1 protein-coding gene is annotated in these 269 nt (G+C 62.8%); it reads right to left on the reverse strand.

Features of this window, described 5'->3' with window-relative positions:
* A partial coding sequence (locus M2D63_RS25800; protein WP_285865890.1) for an immunoglobulin-like domain-containing protein occupies positions 1-269 on the reverse strand: 269 nt, incomplete at both ends.

Consider the following 269-nt stretch of genomic DNA (forward strand, 5'->3'; position numbering starts at 1 on the left):
TCATTGACCTCGGTGACAGCCGGGGTGTTATCCACAGCCAGATTCTCGAAGTCGCCACCGCTGGTGCCGGTGATGGTGGCTTCGACCTGTCCGGCGTCGAGGTACACATCGTCGTCCGGTGCCGCGACAGTGACGCTGCCCGAAGTCTCACCCGCCGCGATGGTGATCGATTCACCATTGCTGAGGGTGATGGTCATGGCAGTGCCGGCCGGGTTGGTCAGGGTGGCGGTGTAGGTGATTTCACCGCCTTCGTTGACCGATGGGGTGGC

The organism is Pseudomonas sp. BJa5 (genome assembly GCF_030272875.2).
GTDB lineage: Bacteria > Pseudomonadota > Gammaproteobacteria > Pseudomonadales > Pseudomonadaceae > Aquipseudomonas.